This window comes from Psychrobacter sp. 1U1 (assembly GCF_051847535.1).
GTDB classification, from domain to species: Bacteria; Pseudomonadota; Gammaproteobacteria; order Pseudomonadales; family Moraxellaceae; genus Psychrobacter; species Psychrobacter saeujeotis.
This window is the reverse complement of the sequence record NZ_JBPYDD010000001.1, coordinates 535,407-552,333: the sequence shown is the minus strand read 5'-3', so window position 1 is coordinate 552,333 and position 16,927 is coordinate 535,407. Positions and strand designations below refer to the sequence as shown.

At 43.9% G+C, this 16,927-nt stretch carries 10 protein-coding genes; 7 read left to right on the top strand and 3 right to left on the bottom strand.

The genetic code is table 11. The features are described from left to right. Positions 1-3: 3 nt before the first annotated feature. Positions 4-930, bottom strand: a complete 927-nt coding sequence (locus ACS8FB_RS02190) for a polyphenol oxidase family protein (RefSeq protein ID WP_439260792.1) — start codon at positions 928-930, stop codon at positions 4-6. A 3-nt stretch (positions 931-933) separates the two neighbouring features. Beyond that, positions 934-2,115: an RluA family pseudouridine synthase gene (locus tag ACS8FB_RS02185; protein WP_439260839.1), complete on the bottom strand. Its 1,182-nt coding sequence runs from the start codon at positions 2,113-2,115 to the stop codon at positions 934-936. Between the two features lie 609 nt (positions 2,116-2,724). Here ACS8FB_RS02185 and ACS8FB_RS02180 point away from each other — a divergent pair. The 5 genes from ACS8FB_RS02180 to ACS8FB_RS02160 all read left to right on the top strand — a co-directional run bounded on the left by ACS8FB_RS02180 (position 2,725) and on the right by ACS8FB_RS02160 (position 12,321). Beyond that, positions 2,725-3,906: an outer membrane protein assembly factor BamD gene (locus ACS8FB_RS02180; RefSeq protein ID WP_439260791.1), complete on the top strand. Its 1,182-nt coding sequence runs from the start codon at positions 2,725-2,727 to the stop codon at positions 3,904-3,906. Positions 3,907-4,238: 332 nt separating this feature from the next. Further along, positions 4,239-6,389 carry a DNA primase gene (locus ACS8FB_RS02175; RefSeq protein ID WP_439260790.1) on the top strand — a complete coding sequence of 717 codons (2,151 nt, stop codon included), beginning with the start codon at positions 4,239-4,241 and terminating at the stop codon, positions 6,387-6,389. 453 nt (positions 6,390-6,842) lie between these two features. Next, a complete protein-coding gene (gene rpoD / locus ACS8FB_RS02170; RefSeq protein WP_439260789.1) occupies positions 6,843-8,756 on the top strand; it encodes an RNA polymerase sigma factor RpoD in 1,914 nt (637 codons plus the stop codon). 254 nt (positions 8,757-9,010) lie between these two features. Continuing rightward, positions 9,011-10,675 carry an RCC1 domain-containing protein gene (locus ACS8FB_RS02165; RefSeq protein ID WP_439260788.1) on the top strand — a complete coding sequence of 555 codons (1,665 nt, stop codon included), beginning with the start codon at positions 9,011-9,013 and terminating at the stop codon, positions 10,673-10,675. A gap of 182 nt (positions 10,676-10,857) precedes the next feature. Further along, positions 10,858-12,321, top strand: coding sequence for a di-heme oxidoredictase family protein (locus ACS8FB_RS02160; RefSeq protein WP_439260787.1), 1,464 nt, complete (start codon positions 10,858-10,860; stop codon positions 12,319-12,321). 76 nt (positions 12,322-12,397) lie between these two features. Here the strand turns inward: ACS8FB_RS02160 and ACS8FB_RS02155 are convergent, their stop codons facing one another. After that, positions 12,398-13,324: a bestrophin family protein gene (locus ACS8FB_RS02155; protein WP_439260786.1), complete on the bottom strand. Its 927-nt coding sequence runs from the start codon at positions 13,322-13,324 to the stop codon at positions 12,398-12,400. A gap of 400 nt (positions 13,325-13,724) precedes the next feature. Here ACS8FB_RS02155 and ACS8FB_RS02150 point away from each other — a divergent pair, with 400 nt between their 5' ends. Together ACS8FB_RS02150 and nrdA are read left to right on the top strand one after the other, a co-directional pair. Beyond that, the gene (locus tag ACS8FB_RS02150) at positions 13,725-14,120 is read left to right on the top strand and encodes a YbeD family protein (protein WP_439260785.1); all 396 of its coding nucleotides are present in this window, start codon (positions 13,725-13,727) and stop codon (positions 14,118-14,120) included. A gap of 494 nt (positions 14,121-14,614) precedes the next feature. Then, entirely contained in the window at positions 14,615-16,891 is a 2,277-nt protein-coding gene (gene nrdA, locus ACS8FB_RS02145; protein WP_439260784.1) for a class 1a ribonucleoside-diphosphate reductase subunit alpha, read from the top strand. Positions 16,892-16,927: the final 36 nt, after the last annotated feature.

Sequence of the window (16,927 nt, the reverse complement as noted above, 5' to 3'; positions counted from 1 at the left end):
AGCTTAACTACGCACAATAATTAATGCCATACGCCCCGTTGCTGGCTGCTGCAAATGCGTCTGGCGCCGATACGAATAATAGCTAGAATCAGCGTAACTACAGCTTATCGAGGTTTCATTTGCTAATGTCACGCCAGCATTGCTTATCTGATCGGCAGCTATCTTTGGTAAATCAAGCTTAATTTTATCTGTATACAAGTCCGTATTAGTCGAGCTATGAACGTCGGAATCTACCGCATATAACTGATCGAAGCGCTCAGTACTACTTATACTTTGTACTGACAACGACTGATTTTCGATGCAACCTGCTAGCAGCTTATCTCGAACCTGACTATCAACCTCGTAGTTCTCTTGACTGATACAAACGCCTATCCACGCTTTGATTTCGCCAGACTCTGTAAAACGCTTTATCGTCGTTGGAATGACCCCGCAGGCAAGTCCTTGCCAGCCTGCATGAATCGCTGCAATCTGGCCGCTTGCTGGTTGATATAATACGATTGGTACGCAATCGGCTGTCATGATAGCAAGTCCCAAACCATCTCGCTTACTGACCATTGCATCAGCATCTACTGGACGCATACTAAGCGGGCTTGCGTCTACATCATAGATCTGCTTGCCGTGAACTTGATTTACCCAGTACACACTACTGATAGGAGCACGCCGTTGGATTGTCAGTTGCTGATTGATAGTCGCTAGCAAACGCATACGATTATCCAATACCTGTACAGGATCATCAGCAACGTGCAGTCCAAGATTTAACTCACCATAGCTTGCTTGTTTTGATTGCAGCATTGGTTGATGTTTTTGATCTTCAAGCGTTTTATGCTTAATATCAGCATGCACAAAACCAGCGGTATGATAGGCGGCTGTTTGGAATACTGTCACTTCATTGAGCTGTGCCAGCATTGTCAGGGGAAGTTTATCTGTCATATTTTATTCGTCATCATAACCATCAGTTAGCACTGATATGAGTTTTTGCATATCTTCAGGAATAGGAGTGGTCACTTCGATATCTTCACCCGTCGTTGGGTGGACAAACCCCAAAGTATATGCGTGCAACGCTTGTCTTGGAAAATTACCAATCGCTTGGCGCTGCTCTTCTGTCAACCCTGCTCGCAGTTGGCGACGTCCTCCATAGACACGATCTCCAACTATTGGATAAGTGATATGGCTTAGGTGTACACGAATCTGATGGGTACGACCCGTCTCAAGACCGACGTCCAGTAAACAGTAATTATCATTAAGCGGTGTGACATTTAACAAGTGCGTTACGGCCTCACGTCCAGCGGTCATCACCGTCATCTTTGTGCGCTGATTGCGATGACGACCAATTGGTGCATCGATACGGCGATGACGCAGTAAGCTTGCTGCATCCCCTGCTACGACACACTGATAGTGACGATAAACAGATTTGTCTTTGAGCTGCTCCATCAAAGCCATTTGCGCAGGCTTGGTTTTACCAATCAGTAAGAGCCCTGAGGTATCTTTATCAATTCGATGTACAAGGCCTGCGCGTGGCAAGTGATGCTGCTGAGGATAATGGTATAGCAAAGCATTGACCAAAGTGCCTGTCTGATTGCCCGCCCCTGGATGAACCACCATGCCGACAGGCTTATCAATCACCAGTACGTCATCATCTTCATAAACGACATCGATGGCGATATTTTCTGGCTGATCTTCACTATGCTGCTGCAATGTCGTAGATAGATGTATCACATCTCCCGCTTTGACACGTTGTTTGGGCTTTTGTACGCTACCGTTATATAACAAACTACCATCACCAACCCAGCCTTGTAACTGCACTCGTGAAAAGTCAGTAAAAACCTGTGAGGCAAGCTTGTCTATACGTAGACCCGCTTCCTTCTCAGTTACCGTATGCGTTATGTCAATCACTTGCGGTAAGACTTGCCCAGCTATAGAGCTGGCGTATTCATCTTGATCTTCATCGTCGTTGATTTCTTCATAATCAGATGCTTGCTCATCATCAGACAAATTCTCATCAAGCGAGTCAACATCAAGGCTTGAGCCATTGGTGGTCAATCCATCCTCTATAGATGACTGTTGCGCCACCAATTCGGTATCAGACGTTTGTTTCGGTGTTATATTTGTGGTCATAGCATTATTATTCATAGCAGATTCGTAGGTGACCTAATTCACAAATGAGCAGGTCATAAGGATTAACTTTATAAAGCGATAAAGCCGCAATTCATTAGATGCTTAAGTAAGAACTTTCAGACTCTCAATAAAAAGCTGGTTAAACATCGTCATAGTGTACCATGCTAAGCGCTTTTCCCCCTATGCTTACAGACAGTTATCTCTTCTTTACTACTAAAAATTTGCCAAATAAATAGCCATAATAGTAACTCTCTATAATATAACGTTGCCGTAATTTACTGTATATTATAGTGGAATAGCCACAATTGTCATCGCTCATAAAAGACGCTCATGCTAAACTGTCCAAAATTTGTTGTGTCAGACTTTGCTGTGCTATCTGGCTACAAAATAGCGCACAGAAGAATAGACGAAGCAGACGTTATTCTATAAAGTAAACGTGATTTTGCTGTATGCTATGTTCAACTATAAGCCACTAGTTACTTTATGTCTCGTTGCTTTGCTGTTTTGGACGTTATTACCTTATAATTTAATAATTAGCCTTTTATCATTAACTTTGTTATTAGTACGATAGCGTCACCGCTATTGTGCGCCTTGTGCCGGAGAAGAAGTATGCGCCCTATTGGCAACACCTTTATCAAAATCTCGTCAGTAACCTTGCTTGCTCTAAGTGTAAACTTGGTTGGCTGTCAGACTTTTAAAAATCTGACGAATACAGACAGTGACGCGGTCGAAACCGCTGAAAAATCAGAGCAAGATTACTATAACGATGCTATTACTCAGATTGATAAAGGCCGCTACATACAGGCGATTGAGGATCTGACCAGTTTACGTACTTTTTACCCGACGGGACAATATGCTGAACAAGCACTCCTTGATATTATGTATGCTCAATATGCAAGTGGTAGCTTTGAGACAGCGGCAGCAAGTGCAGATCGTTTCATCAATCTCTATCCTGCTAACCCGCAAGTAAGCTACGCATATTACGTACGCGGTGTGGCCAATATGCAAGGCTCATCTGAGGGTATTAAGCTGTTCAAAATGGATCAATCTGAGCGCGATACTGCCTATTTACGTATTGCCTTTGCCAATTTTCAAGAGTTGATTAATAAATACCCTAACAGCCCATATGCGCCAGACGCAGCGCAGCGTATGACTTTTATTTACAATCAGTTTGCCCGTAGTGAGCTGACCGCAGCCAACTGGTATATCGAACGTGAAGCACACGTCGCCGCGGTTAACCGTGCCAAATGGGTATTTCAATACTACCCACTTAGTGAAGCGGTACCAGAGGCGGTTGCTATTCTTGCTTATAGTCATCAGCAGTTAGGATTAACTGATTTGGCACAAGAGTATAAAACTTTACTGCAAATCAACTACCCTGAATGGCTCACGAATGATGGCCGTGTCAGACTCTCTACCAAAACTGACCGCTCATGGTTGAATAAGCTAACCTTTGGTCAGCTTGGTCGTGCAAGCTTAAAAGATGTGCCCATGAACAACGGTGAATATACTGGCGCCACCAAAACTCAAACCGTTCGAGCGGCCACTCAGCTCAGATTGCCAGCTGATAATGCTGCTGCCCCCGCCGCTAACGGCGCACCAACCCGCAGCAACAGCGGTGTAAATGTAGGTTTGGGTCTACCTGAAAGCGCAACTGAGCGCGTGACCAATCAGGCCAGCACAGGTTCTACCGCTAGAGAAGCAAGTGTCGACCCACAAAACATGAACCCCATGCGCCGTACCACACTACCAAATGATAGCAATACGGTAGACTTGGATGATAATAACTAAACGCTCGCTACACTTGTTCTGCTATTCTTATACTCGTCTATGAGCTATTAAAAATAAGATCAACTATATAGTTGGTCTTATTTGCTTGTTGGTTTAACAAACCTCATTTATCATTATTTTGTCATTAGCTGAGCTTTGTCTTTTGTGTATTAATACATAAAATTTAGACTATGAGTCATAAGTTCAATTTTTTAGCTACTTAGGCTATTTCTTCATGTAAAGTAGCACTCATTGTGTGTTACATATACATTAATAATCTATAAGTACTTATTGCAAAGAATAAAAGTGTTAAAATAACTTTTGTATTATTCTATGATAAACTGTCCTTTCTCATGAGTATCCCCAATCATATTCTTGAACAATTAAACAGCCAAGCTGACTTGATCAGTATCATTGGTCGTCACACCACGCTTAAACGTGCTGGCAGTGAATATAAAGGGTGCTGTCCGTTCCACGGCGAAAGGTCGCCTTCGTTTTATGTCAATCCACAAAAAAACATTTATCACTGTTTTGGCTGTAATGTCGGCGGTAACGCCATTAGCTTTTTGCGCGATTATGAAAGCTTAACCTTTATCGAAGCGGTCAATGAGTTATCAAAACAAACTGGCATTGAAGTGCCAAAAGATGAACAACGTAACGTCAGTTATCAACGCCGAGCATCTAAGCCTATTCCACCATCAGTGCCCAGTCCGACTGTGGACCGTCACAGCGCAGCACAGACCGCACATACTCCTTCTGTCGTATCTAACTTAAGTAATCAAGGCGCAAGTCAACTCGGGTATAACGACCAACCCGCTTACGATGACAGCAATGGGTACGATGATTATCCACCGTTAGATCCTTACGACTCAACTCCTTACCCAATAGACACTTATGGCGCAGAGTATCAAAACGATACCGAAAATGGCTATCCACCGGCGTGGTTAACAGAGACAGCAATGGGGCTGTCTGGCGACAGCAGTAGCCATGCTGAGCAAGATGGTAACTTATATGAATTATTAAATCAGATTCAACAGTTTTATCAGCACAATCTAACCACGCATCCCCATGCCAAGCATTATTTTATGACCCGCGGTATTACCCAAGAAACTTTTGAGACTTTTGGGCTGGGCTATGCGCCATTTGGTTGGCAGCATCTTGAGCATCAGTTCCCGCAAGATATCGAAGGGCTTAAAGCCTTGGGTTTAGTACGGCAGTCAGAGTCTGGACGTGATTATGATTTGCTCCGTGATCGGGTTATCTTTCCGATTCGAGACAATCAAGGACGCACGATTGGGTTTGGTGGTCGCGCTTTAGACGATGACGTGAAGCCCAAATACATCAACTCGTCTGACTCGCCTGTCTTTCATAAACAACATGTACTATATGGCTATTACGAATCACGCCAGCAGCGTGCAGAGCACTGGCTAGTGGTCGAAGGCTATATGGATGTGATCGCCCTTTACCAAGCAGGTATTTATGGCGCAGTAGCCTCTATGGGTACCGCCATCAATGAAAGCCAGATCTCACGTTTACTGACCCTAAACCCCACACTAACGCTCAGTTTTGATGGTGATAGCGCAGGACAAAAAGCGGCTTGGCGCACACTTGAGGTTGCTCTACCAGTACTCGCTGATGATAAGGAACTACGGTTTTTGACCTTGGCCAACGGTCATGATCCTGATACTTTTATAAAAGCAAACGGCAGTGAGGCCATGCGTGAACAAATCGCCAATGCCAAACCCTTGTCACAATACATTTTTGCCTATTTGAGTGAGCGTTACGATTTGGCATTGGCAGAAGGCAAAGCCAAGCTAATGTCACAAGTGCGCAGCTTGACCACTGCGTTACCGAAAGGCAGTAGTTTTCGGTATTTGCTAAATAACGATATATATCAAAAGCTGGGTGGTAAGCGCAGCCAAAATGTCGAAGCCAAAGACGCGCTGCTTGATTTTGATGGTGACATGACCATCAGCCAACAGCTGCAGCTGTGTTTTTTGTTTCAGCCCCGCGTACTGCAAGAAGACACCATTGAGTCAATCTGGCAAAAAGCAGGTATCAATCGTTTAGACTTCCCTGCCCATATCAAGCAAAAAGCACCTTTAGATGCTTTTCGTCCGCTAGCATGGGAGGACTTGCAGGATACCGCTTTGCTCGATGTTGTCAATACAATCAAACGCTGCTTGTTTTATTTACCAACAGATGCCAACGCTGCTGCGCATTTTATTATGTCAAACCTACAGCCTATCACTCAAGAAACATTAAGCCGTAGTTGGGGCGCTTTTTATAAGACCTTGACCACAAGAAATATTTTAAGCGTTGATGAGTTGATCGAAAACCTAGTGATGCAGCTACTCAAGCTTAATATGCAAAGAAAGATGCAAGATCTTATCAAGAATCCGGATCATGTTAGACTTGCGATCGTACGCAAACAGACGCAACTTCTAAATGATTGGATGCGAGCACAGCAAGCAGAGCAATCTGCATCAATGATCAGCGTTTAGTCTTAATTTAAGACCATTTTAGGTGATTCAATAGCAGATAAAATATTTGCCCTTTAAAACATAGATTATTGCCCCCATCATCTATGATTATGGCAAGCACACATGGACTATAATATATGCAGCAACTGATTGGCTGTCTTGTGCTTGAAAGCGGTGGTCTGTGTTAAACTATGCCGTTGTCAATATTGGCTGTTGTTTTGAGTCACACTATTTTTAAATACCGTTGTTTTTAAAGATAGCCATATTGCTTTATTTTTGAGTAGTATTTTTAGCAAGTTTTTATTTAGCCGTTATATTGTAGTTTTTTGAGCCTTTATTCATATCAACTCATTTTCGTTATTATTGACATTTTCTACGCTTTTCATATGATCAATCTACTGATTAGATCAACGCACCCTACAAGCGATAGTCTGTTATTTTACGAAAATGCCCGACGCAAGCAAGTGAGTATTTATGAGCGACAAGTCAGTTTCCAATTCCACGTCTCAACTGGCCACCTTAATCCAAATGGGCAAAGAGCAAGGGTATCTTACCTATGCTGAGGTGAATGACCAGCTGCCTGACTCTATTACAGAAAGCGATCAGATCGAAGACATCGTCCAAATGCTCACTGACGTCGGCATCAAAATATTTGAGGCTGCGCCTGACGCTGATGATATTTTGATGAACGATGATTCAAGCGATGATGATATGGCAGCTGATGAAGCAGCGGCAGTATTGGCCTCTGTTGAAACTGAGCCCGGCCGTACTACCGATCCTGTTCGTATGTATATGCGCGAGATGGGTACAGTTGATCTGTTGACCCGTGAAGGCGAGATTGCTATCGCCAAGCGTATTGAAGAAGGTATTCGTGATGTACAGCATGCGATGGCTTACTGGCCAGGTACGGTACAATTCGTTCTTGATGAATATCAAAAAGTACATGACGGCGAAAAGAAACTCTCTGACGTTATCACTGGTTTTTTAGATCCTGAAACAGACGAAGACATCGCCGCAGCTAAAGAAGAAAAAGAGCGAGAAAAAGAAAAAATCTTAGTCATGAAAACGAAAGCCAATGCAAAAGCTGAGGCGGAAAAAGATGATGACGACGATGATGAAGACAGCGATGATTTAGAGGTTGATGACAGCGATGAGGCTGAAGAAGAAACGGGCGGTATCGATCCAGAAGAAGTACGCCTACGTTTAGAAGAGATTGAACATTTATTTATCAAAGCCAAACAAGCACTGCTTGATTACGGCCGCGGTAGCGTACAAGCTGACGAAGCCTATGAGCAGCTTGCCAGCCGCTTTATGATGTTGAAGCTTAATAACCGTATGTCAGATCAAGTCATGGCTATCATGCATGATGTGTATGATGACGTGCGCAAGCATGAACGTCAGATCATGCGTTTGGTAATCCGCCGTGGTCGTATGCCGCGCTCTGAATTTCGTAAGACTTTCCCAAGTAACGAAACCAACGTAGATTGGCTCACTGAGCGCCTAAAAGGCAAGCCTGCTTTTGCTGAAAACTTAGAAAAAGTCATCGATGATGTCATTTTGCTACAACGTAAAATCCGTGATTACGAGCAAAAGCTCGACATGGAAATCAACGATATGAAAGATGTGGCACGCGGTATGGCGATTGGTGAAGCCAAAGCCCGCCGTGCCAAAAAAGAGATGGTCGAGGCCAACCTGCGTTTGGTCATCTCTATTGCCAAAAAATATACCAATCGTGGCCTACAGTTCTTGGATTTGATTCAAGAAGGTAATATTGGTCTGATGAAAGCGGTGGATAAGTTTGAATATCGCCGCGGTTATAAGTTCTCAACCTATGCCACATGGTGGATTCGTCAGGCCATTACCCGCTCTATCGCTGACCAAGCACGTACCATTCGTATTCCTGTACATATGATTGAGACCATTAACAAAATAAACCGCGTCTCACGTCAGCTACTACAAGAAATGGGCCGCGAGCCAACGCCTGAAGAATTGGGCGAACGCTTAGAGATGGACGAGATTAAAGTCCGTAAAGTGCTAAAAATCGCCAAAGAGCCGATCTCTATGGAAACTCCTATTGGTGACGATGAAGACTCACACCTAGGTGACTTTATTGAAGATGGTACTATTTCAAGTCCTGTCGATGACGCCACGGCAGCTGGCCTACAAGAAGCCACTCGTGATGTACTTGGCAACTTGACCGAACGTGAAGCACGCGTCCTAAAAATGCGTTTTGGTATCGATATGCCAACGGATCATACCCTAGAAGAAGTCGGTAAGCAGTTTGATGTGACTCGTGAGCGTATTCGTCAGATTGAAGCAAAAGCCTTGCGTAAACTGCGTCACCCTTCACGCTCTGAGCACTTGCGCTCTTTCTTAGAAAACGACTGATTTACTCAGGCATTGTTAAAGGCATAAAAACGTTCTTAGAATTAAACCAAAAAGCTGAGCATGTCTCAGCTTTTTTGTGTCTGTTGGAGACGTATGCTTAATACAAAATAATAGCCAAGCTACTATATTTATCCCCATTCTTATTTTTATATTGATAATGATTCTTATTTGTAATATTATTCGCATCTAATATTTCTAATATCTTTCCTGATATTTATCCTACTTTGCATATATTTTGCACTTATTGAGGTTTTATGCGTTTATCCCATTTAGCTCGAGCACTAGCCATTGTTACTACTGTACTGGGGTTAGCCGCTTGTGGCGATGACCAAAAAGCGACAACCCCTATTATCGATGGGACACCGCCATTACTGACGACCGACAGCAATTTTTCCGATGGTTATAGTGCCGTTGCCGCCGTATTCGTCTCAGGACAAGTGCAAGATAACAGCGGGATCAAGTCATTTACTTATCAACTTAATGAAGAGCCAGTCCATACGCTGAAGATCGATGCTGAAGGCTATTTTAATGAGTCTATTTTTTTAGCGTTGGGCCACAATAAAATAACCCTAGAAGCGACGGATAACGCTGGTAACATTATGCGCTCTACCAAAACCATCTATCTAGGCGATAATATCGCGGCAGGTGGCTCACATACTGCTGCCCTTCGTGACGGACAGTTGTATAGTTGGGGGCGAAACAATTATGGTCAAACCGGTCTTGGACTGACCACGAAAATAACAGATGTCATGGGACACCCAGATACACCGATGCTCATAAACAATGCGCCACAAAACCTAATATCTGTTAGTTTTAATCAAAACCATTCGCTCTCTATTGACCAAAACGGACAAGTTTACAGCTGGGGCGAAGATAAATATGGGCAATTGGGACGCGGCGAAACAGGTCGTAATAGCTGTAGTCAAGTTGAAGACTGTCGCCTTGATATCAGTGCTGTTCAAGGTATCGAGGATGCAATCATGGTGGCAGCCGGTTACAAGCACAATCTAGTACTGACCAAAGATGGCAGTATATGGGCATTTGGTGCTAACGATGTAGGACAGCTTGGTAATGACTCTGCTCCTAGTACAGACGGTAGTAGCATACCGGTCAAAGTAGACTTCTCAGCAGCAACTGACATTGGACATATCGTGCAAGTAGTTGCCAGTGCCAATAGCTCCTACGCTTTAGATGATAAAGGACAAGTTTGGGGCTGGGGTAGCGACGCTTATGCCAATTTTGGAAAAGGTGAAGCCTGTACCAGTGCCAATGATTGCGTCAATATCAATGCAACCCCTGTCCTTATAAATATCATTAAAAACAGTCAAAGTGATGATACTCAAATCGCTGATGATAGTGTTGCTAAAGAGGTAGAAAAAGTCACTCAACTTGCCGCTGGCCGTGACCATGTATTGGCTTTGACCAATAAAGAGTCGGTTTATGGTTGGGGACTCAATGCCACAAGCCAAATAGGCTACAACGGTGAGCTATTTGGTGATACCGAAAAAGCTTGGGACGATATCGTTGCAACACCTACCAAACTACCATGGTTCAAGGGTAAAGATATTCGCCGTATTTATGCTAATGGCAATGCCAGCTACGCCTTACTAGATGATGGCAAGGTATACCCTTGGGGCATGTTTGGCGAAACAAATGGTGCAGGTAAAACCATCTATAATGACCTAGATGAGCCAACTGACAAACTGCCCAATCTAAACAACATCGACAATATGGCAATGGGCGCTATGCATCTTGTTGCTCATGAAAAGTCGCTCAACCCAGATAACAGTCCATCTCTTCAGTATGGTTTTTTATTTACGTGGGGCTGGAGCTTTGAGGGTTCATTGGGTAATAAAGACACCACGCATGTCTGGATGTATAACACCCCTATCCCTGTGAACTTGCCAAGTCAGCTATAAGCAACGATGGCTTATGTCCTTCAAACTTGCTGATTAACACTTATAAAGAGCTAAAAAAACATAATCGTTAAGTAAAAAAAGGGGCTGCATATTTTATGTCGCCCTTTTTAATTAACGATCAAGCTTACTCATTTTTATTCATTACTTGATTGTACTGATTTATGACTATTTTAGGTAATTCCATGTCTTATTGCCTCCATCGACCAACCATTTTACCCATATCAGCACTACCCGCTATGCGTAATGCCCTGCTCTGCTTAGCGACGACCCTGGTACTGAGCGCTTGCGGTGGCTCAGACGATAATGAGGATAATACAGTTAGCAGCCCCAGCTTGCCTAGCAACCCTCCCTCATCAAATACACCTGATGAGACAGAAGCCGATACCGATTGGCTACCAGCAGGCGGCAGCGCCACTATCACAGCTGATATCTCGCAGCCGTTTTTGCAGATCATGCCCAATTTACCGAGTAGTGCCTTAGGCGGCGTTTCGCCTGGGCGTGAGTTATTTATCACCGAATGGACGCCCGCCAATCAAGGCCGCGTGTTATTTGATGGTGTCGGGCCACTGTTTAATGCCAATGCCTGTACTCAGTGCCATAGCGCAGAGGGGCGCAAACCTATCTATGCTAGCGACGGTGAGCTAAGCGACGCTATTTTATTTAGACTAGGCGATAAACAAGGACTGGCTCATGCTTATTATGGTGAGCAAATGCAGCATCAAAGTATCGACGCCAGTATCGCTACCGAAGGTAAAATGCGCTATATCGCTACTGTTGAAGACGATAAAAATTCTAAAAGTATCAGATTCGAATTTACCCCAACGGACTCCAACCAACCTTTAGGAGATACCGCTATTAGCGGACGTATCTCGCCGCAACTGGTCGGTATGGGCTTACTTAATCTCATCCCTGAAGCCAGTATTATCGCTGCCGCCGATGCTAACGATGACAATAAAGATGAAATCAGTGGCCGTGTGCACTGGGTTAACGAAGGTGCTTATGAGCGAATTGGCCGCTTTGGTTGGAAAGCGATTAATTCAAGTCTGCGTACCCAAAACGCCAACGCCATGTCGCAAGATATGGGCTTAACCACTTCGATATTTATGGACCCTAACTGTACCGCTAATCAGCCAATTTGTTGGACAGCCGCCAATGGCGGTACGCCAGAGGTCTCAGACAGCAGTTTGGATGCTGTGACTGACTTTATGACCGCGCTTGCAGTTCCTGAGCGGCGGGTGAGCAATTTATCAACTTTTAATAAAGGTGCCAATCTTTTCACCCAAGTCGGCTGTGCTGGCTGTCATACACCCAAGCAAAAGACTGGCGATAGTGACCGTTTTCCATTGTTATCGCAACAAACCATCTACCCTTATACCGATTTATTACTTCATGATATGGGCGCAGGACTTGATGATGGCGTAAAAGAAAAGAATGCTGAAAGTTTTGAATGGCGTACACCGCCATTATGGGGTATTGGAATCGTAGCACAAGACTCGGACGCGCGTTTTTTGCACGATGGTCGCGCCAGCAGTCTGACTGAGGCGATACTGTGGCACGGCGGTGAAGCAGAAGGTGCAAAAACACGTTTTGAGCAGTTGTCTGTTGAGCAAAAAAATATATTACTGTCATTTCTAAACGGCATTTAAGATTTCGAGCACCTAGTTTTTTAGCATCTAACTTTTAATTATCCAGTTTTTAAGTATTTGGCTTTTAAGTACTTGGCTATGGTAGATAGCCATTTTTAGGGGCGATATCAGGTGGCAGATCGGTTTCTCCCAGTGCCTCTAACAAATTGATTTCGATAGTGCGTGACAAAGCCGTCAGAGGTAACTGATTGGCTGCAAAACCAAACGGCTCTTCTAACTCTTCACTAAGCGCGTCTAAACCAAAGAAGGTATAAGCAATCACAGCACAGGTAAAAGGAGTCAACCAGCCCAGTGAGGAAACCAAGCCAAAAGGCAACATAAAGCAGTATAGATAAGTCGTACGATGTACCAAAAGCATATAGGCAAATGGTAAGGGCGTATTATGGATGCGCTCACAGGCGGCTAAGACGATAGTCATGGAGGTAAGGCGCTCGTCCATGTTTTGTATCATCTGCTCCGATGATAAGCGCTGACGCCGACTATCACCAAGTCGCTGACCCAGCAATCGCATCAAATAATCAGGCAGGTTTTGCGACTGACGCATGCCGGCATGATGTGCAGGCGCCACAAAACGCTCAACATCCTGCCAAGGCGCCGTACCACGTAGTCGATGGCGCACAGCATGGGTAAAAGCAATCGTAAGATAAATCATATAGCGCTGGGAGTCTCGCCCTTGCTCATCTTTTTCATCTATAAACGAGAGCACTTGACGGCTAAAGCTGCGAGCCTCATAGACCAGCTGCCCCCATAATCCTCGTGCTTCCCACCAACGCTGATAGCTTGCATTATTACGAAAGCCAAGAAACAACGATAAAGCAATCCCAAACACCGTAAAAGGCGCCATGGTGTAGGAGGGAAAAGAGCGTGAAAACTCATGCTGAATAACGGTTATAAGCGTACTTAGTAAAGTAACCAACAAAATTTGCGGATAGATCTTTGGAATGATTGAACCGCGAAGGGTAAAAAATATCTTGAGAGCATTGGGTGTTTGCCGGACAATCATGTCAGCTTCCTAGCGAGGTTATCTGTAAATACTGTAAAAATAAAACTGTACTGCGGCTTAAATATCAATTCTTAAGTACTAATTCTTGAGCACTAATCCTCAAGTACTAATTCTTACGTACTAAGACGCAGTTAATGTACTGCATCATAGTATAGCTAATATCTGATGAAAAGATTTTAAATCGCTCATACCATCTATCATTTCATAATGCCTTGTCATAATCAGCACAGCACTTGAATAATATCCAAATGCCACTATAAATAGTGAATACAGCGACCGCCCATAAAAAATGTACTCATTTAAAAATGACATCAACTAAAGAGCTGAGCGCGTCTCAGGTTTTTTATGTGATGAAAACACTATGCAAGCCAATATTTCCATAAAAAATAAGGATCCCATCATGAGTGATGACCCAAAAGACACCAGCAATCAAAACCATAGCGAGCAAGACCATGCGTCTAAAAAAGATGTCAAAGTCACTGAGTTAGTCGCTAATGACGGTATCTTAAAAGGCAAAAAAACAGACGTACAAAACCCTGAGCTTTGGGAATTCCCGATGGACTACCCTATGAGCATTATTGGTCACGAAGGCGAACACGAGACTTTGCTTAACGAAGTCAAGCTGATCCTTGGCAGTCAGTTCCCTGAGTTTGACTTGGCCTCTATAGATGTCAAGCCCTCAAAGACAGGCCGCTTTCATTCAGTGCGTGTCAACTTATACCTGACGACAGTTGAGCAAGTCAATCGCTTATATGCCGCACTTGATAACGCTAAAACTGTGCGCATGGTCGTATAAAATATTTAAAACCAAATTTAGCATTTTAATATCGTAATCGTCACTCATATGGGTGGCGATTTTTTTGGGTCTACTGTACAATCAGCACCGCGATGATTGACTCGATTCTATCTCTAAATAATCAAGAAATTGTCGACTAATAAAAATAAAGTCATAACCACTTTTTTACAAAAAATTTTATTATTTGAGACAATCGCGTCTAACCCTTATCCCATCGTCCTTTGCCAAATTTTGGACATGCTACTACCTTGTAGCAACATAGTTTTCTCCTAAAATCAATATAGCATTTTCAAAATTTTCCCGCTATATTGTGCCTACTTACTAATACAAACGCTATATCTAGTGCTCGGTGATTTTATTCATCACTATGTGCTACGGCAAACTGTTGTCCAAAAACCTTCAGCTGTCGTAACACCTTGTTATAGCAGAATAAAAAACTTTGCGAGATTTAATCGACGTAAAGTACATATCAGCAATCAATAATAGAGGGCAACATGACACATATCGATAAGATTCAAGTGACCAAACGCGACGGACGTTTAGAACCTATTGATTTAGATAAAATTCATAAGGTTATCGCATGGGCAGCTCATGATTTGGATAATGTGTCAGTCTCACAAGTTGAGCTTAAGTCGCACATTCAGTTTTATGAAGGGATCAAGACTCGTGACATTCATGAGACCATCATCAAGTCAGCGGCCGACCTTATCTCTGAAGATACTCCTGACTATCAATATTTGGCCGCGCGTTTGGCAATCTTTCATCTGCGTAAGATTGCTTATAACAAATTTACACCGCCGCACCTATATGACCACGTTAAAACTCTTACAGATTCTGGCAAATACGATGAGCATATCCTAGCCGATTATAGTCGTAGCGAGTTTGATGAATTGGAAGAATACCTCGATCATTGGCGCGATATGAACTTGGCCTACGCAGCCGTTGAGCAAATGGCAGGCAAATACCTCGTGCAAGATCGCGTCACCAAGACCGTTTATGAAAGCCCGCAGTTTTTATATATGCTGGTCGGTATGTGTCTGTTTGCCAACTATGACAAAGCTGAGCGCATAAGCTATGTCAAACGCTTCTATGATGCCACCTCACAGTTCAAAATCTCTCTACCGACGCCTATCATGTCGGGTGTGCGTACCCCATCGCGTCAGTTTAGCTCGTGCGTCTTGATCGAATGTGGTGATAGCCTAGATTCTATCAATGCTACCACCAGCGCCATCGTGCGTTATGTCTCACAGCGTGCTGGTATCGGCATCAATGCTGGTCGTATCCGTGCCCTTGGTAGTCCTATCCGTGGCGGTGAGGCTCAGCATACTGGCTGTATTCCTTTTTATAAGCTTTTCCAAACTGCAGTTAAATGCTGCTCACAAGGTGGCGTGCGCGGCGGTGCAGCGACACTATTCTATCCACTCTGGCATTTAGAAGTTGAATCATTACTCGTACTCAAAAACAACCGCGGCGTCGAAGACAACCGTGTTCGTCATATGGACTATGGCGTTCAGATTAATAAAACGCTTTATACCCGTCTGATTAAAGGACAAGACATCTCGCTATTCTCTCCAGGTGATACTCCTGGCCTGTACGATGCTTTCTTTGAAGATCAAGACAAGTTTGAAGAGCTATATACCAAATACGAGCAAGATGACTCTATTCGTAAGCGTCAAGTGCCAGCCGCTGACTTATTTAGCCTTATGATGCAGGAGCGCGCCAGCACTGGACGTATTTATATTCAAAATATCGACCACTGCAACACCCATAGCCCATTTGATGCGAGCATCGCTCCGATTCGCCAATCAAACCTATGTATGGAAATCGCGCTACCGACCAAGCCACTTGATAATATCAACGACGAAGAAGGCGAAATCGCGCTTTGTACGCTATCAGCGGTCAACTTGGGTAAAGTCGAAAACGTCAGCGATATCGAAGAGCCAGCAGAACTCATCGTTCGTGCGCTTGATGCCCTGCTCGACTATCAAGACTATCCTGTCAAAGCAGCTGAAAACGGCAGTATGCGCCGCCGTACGCTGGGCGTTGGTGTCATCAATTATGCCTATTACTTAGCGAAGAATGGCGTACGCTATTCAGACGGTAGTGCGCTTGGTCTGACCCATCAAACCTTTGAAGCGTTGCAGTATTATCTCTTAAAAGCATCAAACAAGTTGGCAAAAGAGCAAGGCGCGTGCCCTGCTTTTAATGAGACTACCTACTCGCAAGGTATCTTACCGATTGATACGTACAAAAAAGATTTGGATAACATCTGCCAAGAGCCGCTACATCTCGATTGGGAAACGCTACGCACTGAGATTACCACTCACGGTCTGCGCAACTCTACTCTAACTGCCTTGATGCCGTCTGAAACTTCTAGTCAGATTGCCAACGCGACTAACGGTATCGAGCCACCACGCGGTCTGGTCTCTATCAAAGCGTCAAAAGATGGCATCTTAAAGCAAGTTGTCCCTGATATCGGTACGCTGAGACATCAGTACGAGCTACTATGGCAAATGCCGAACAATGACGGTTACTTAAAGCTAGTCGCTATCATGCAAAAGTTCGTCGATCAAAGTATCTCTGCCAATACCAACTACGATCCTGTTCGTTATGAAGGTGGTCGCGTACCGATGAAGATATTGCTAAAAGACTTGCTAAACGCTTATAAAATGGGTGTGAAGACGTTGTATTATCACAACACTCGTGATGGTGCGAACGATGCTCAAGCGGATATGGAAGATGATTGTGCTGGCGGTGCTTGTAAGATTTAAGCTATTGATAGGTGGCGGGTTTAGCTTTTAGGCTGA